This is a genomic window from Nonomuraea sp. NPDC001636 (genome assembly GCF_040298265.1).
Classification (GTDB): Bacteria; Actinomycetota; Actinomycetes; order Streptosporangiales; family Streptosporangiaceae; genus Nonomuraea.
Genome location: NZ_JBEOZT010000083.1, coordinates 1 through 2,910, shown reverse-complemented (window position 1 = coordinate 2,910; position 2,910 = coordinate 1). Strand labels below are relative to the sequence as shown.

General features: G+C 36.3%; 2 protein-coding genes. Both read left to right on the top strand.

Annotated features, from left to right (window positions below; translation table 11 throughout):
- Positions 1-23 precede the first annotated feature (23 nt).
- Complete coding sequence (locus tag ABT158_RS51065; RefSeq protein ID WP_021728117.1) at positions 24-206, top strand: ubiquitin-activating E1 family protein; 183 nt, start codon at positions 24-26, stop codon at positions 204-206.
- A gap of 568 nt (positions 207-774) precedes the next feature.
- On the top strand, positions 775-2,715 hold the full coding sequence (locus ABT158_RS51060) for a reverse transcriptase domain-containing protein (RefSeq protein WP_352366734.1): 1,941 nt from the start codon (positions 775-777) through the stop codon (positions 2,713-2,715).
- Positions 2,716-2,910 lie beyond the last annotated feature (195 nt).

Here is a 2,910-nt window from a genome sequence, read left to right as displayed (position 1 = left end):
AAGAAAAATAGGGGGCTATAAAAATGAGTATTGTTATTGATATTGCAGAAGGAAAGAAGATTGTACCGCATATTGTATTAGTAGGTGCTGGAGGAAATGGTGGATTAATTTTACAGCATATTGCTCAAATGATGAGTATTTTCCAATTAAACGGTGAAATAGTAGTTGCCGATCCAGATATCATAGAAACTAAAGTGCGCCCATAAGGGCCTTGTAAACTCTGATTTAGTAAATCAGCGGGTGAAGTGAAACAAGATAACAACCCGACACCGGTAGCCTTATCCGTAATCGAAAGTGAGCGGGGAGTGTAGCATGGCTGCAACGGGATAAGTCACTCTAATGTCATGAGTGCGACTGAATTTCTAGGTGTACCGTGGTAAACAAGGTTGAATGCTAAACTGCGTGAAGGATAAATCAAGGGGTCTTATCGACGACCATATCGAAATAGACATTGAAACGATATGTCTCTAGTTCAGCTCATCTATTTTTTGTGGAGAGAGGTGTGTTTCACACTAGAGAACCAACTAAAGTACATTAGTAAAGATTGAAAGTCCCAACCGACATTACTACAAACTATTTACAAGGTACTAAATGGGGATTACCTAAGTGGAAGCGCCATTTATGGCTATAGAGGATGATTTCAAGGTAAAAACCAAGAAATGTGGCTCTTGAATATTCCATATGGTAACGGAGCCTTCGTAGTAGTCAGAGATAGGGAAAGCCTATCACACTAACGTATGACAAATTACGTTAGGTCATGGTTGTGAAATCAGGATGGCGAAGGAAGGTAGTCAATTAGTTCATGATGATAATAAACAGGAAGGAAGCGAGATGCTGATGAGAAATCCAGTTTATGTATTGAACACCTTGTCGAAGAATACTATTAAAGAAAACTATAAGTTCAAAAGATTATATAGAAATCTTTATAATCCAGAATTCTACTATAAAGGTTATCAAGAAATATATGCCAATCCAGGTAATATGACCAGAGGAACCATAAATAAAACTGTTGATGGCTTCTCAAAAAATAGAGTATCTAAAATCATCAACAACATTAAAAATGGTAACTATAAACCTACTCCTGTTAAGCGAGTATATATTGATAAAAATGGGAGTAAGAAAAAACGTCCTCTTGGGGTACCGACATTTGACGATAAACTTGTCCAATTAGTAATAAAGTATATCTTAGAAGCAATTTATGAACCAAACTTCTCTGAGAACTCACATGGATTCAGGAAAAATAGGGGTTGTCATACAGCTTTGAAACAAATTAAAAAGAGTGGTAATGGAACTAAATGGTTTATTGAAGGTGATATTCAAGGTTTCTTTGACAATATCGACCACCATATCCTAATTAACCTACTAAGAAAACGTATCAATGACGAAACACTCATCGGATTAATATGGAAGTTCCTAAGAGCTGGGTACATGGAGGATTGGCAATTCCACAAAACATTCAGTGGAACACCACAAGGAGGGATTCTCAGTCCTCTTCTTGCCAACATATATCTAAACGAACTAGATATATACATGGAAAAATACGCTGAAAAGTTCGGAAAAGGTCAACCAAAAGACAGAGAAGTTGATAAAAGATATCAATACTTACACCTCAAAATAAAAAGAGGGCGTAAGAAAGCAGACTTACTAAGAGAACAAGGTAAACACAATGAAGCTCAGGAATTAATCGAGCAAGTCAACGAATGGGTTAAGGAAAGGGGACAACGTCCCTACTACAATCCAATGTCGGATAAATTTAAGTCACTAAAATATGTTAGATATGCTGATGACTTTATTGTAATGATAATCGGCAGTAAAGATGATGCCAAAGCCATTAAATCTGATATAGCTCAATTTCTCAATGAAGAATTAAAATTAACTTTATCAGAAGAAAAAACACTTATCACCCACTCTAGCAAGAAAGCAACATTTCTTGGGTACAACGTCAATATCACTAGAAACGAGTTATTTACCAAATACTCGGTGAAAGGTGCAAAAAGAAGACATCACAATCTAAAAGTAAGACTTGAAATCCCCCATGAAACATGGCGAAATAAATTACTTGCCCTGAATGTTTTAGAAATGAAGTATGTGAATGGGAAAGAAACTTGGAAACCAAAGCATAGACCGGAAATGGCACACCTAGATGATTTGGAAATACTACATAATTATGTATTACAGATCAGAGGGATGTACAACTACTACAAATATGCAGTTAATTCAACGGTACTCCAAAAATTCAGTTACGTTCTAGAATACAGCATGTATAAAACATTCGCCAATAAATATAAAAGCTCAATCGGAAAAATTAAGGGGAAATATTGCAAAAACGGTGTATTCATAGTCAATTACAAAGATAAAAAAGGCAAACAACACTCTCATTCTTTCTACAGGGAAGGATTTAGAACGGTTGATATAACTAAGATGAAAACACAAGAAAATAACATCGACAACTTGTTAGCCTCAAGAGTTCATATGTCAACAACTAGTCTTATGGATAGGTTGTCAGCCAACAAATGTGAACATTGTGGTAAAACCGATTCTAACTTAGTAATGCACCATGTCCGAAAAATGAAAGATGTTGAGAAAGGCAAAGCCAAATGGCAAAAATTAATGATTGCCCGTAGACGCAAAACATTAGCCGTATGTGAGGATTGCCATAATGAAATTCACTATGATATGAGAGTAGAACTTATAGCGAAAAACAGAAAAAAATAACTTTGACAAGCAATTGATGGAGAGCCGTATACTCTGAGAGGAGTACGTACGGTTCGGTGAGGGGTTTTGAGAAACCTATCATAGCAATATGACAAGGCGCTCGCTTCCTACTCTACAATAAAACAACACAACAATTAAAACGTCTCGGCGTTAAATCTATCGTCGTTCTTGCTCATGTCGGTGGAACAACCGATG

Excerpts from the sequence above, each read along its gene's own strand:
- ABT158_RS51060 (WP_352366734.1), top strand. The coding sequence starts at position 775 with ATGGCGAAGGAAGGTAGTCAATTAGTTCATGATGATAATAAACAGGAA.
- ABT158_RS51065 (WP_021728117.1), top strand. The coding sequence starts at position 24 with ATGAGTATTGTTATTGATATTGCAGAAGGAAAGAAGATTGTACCGCAT.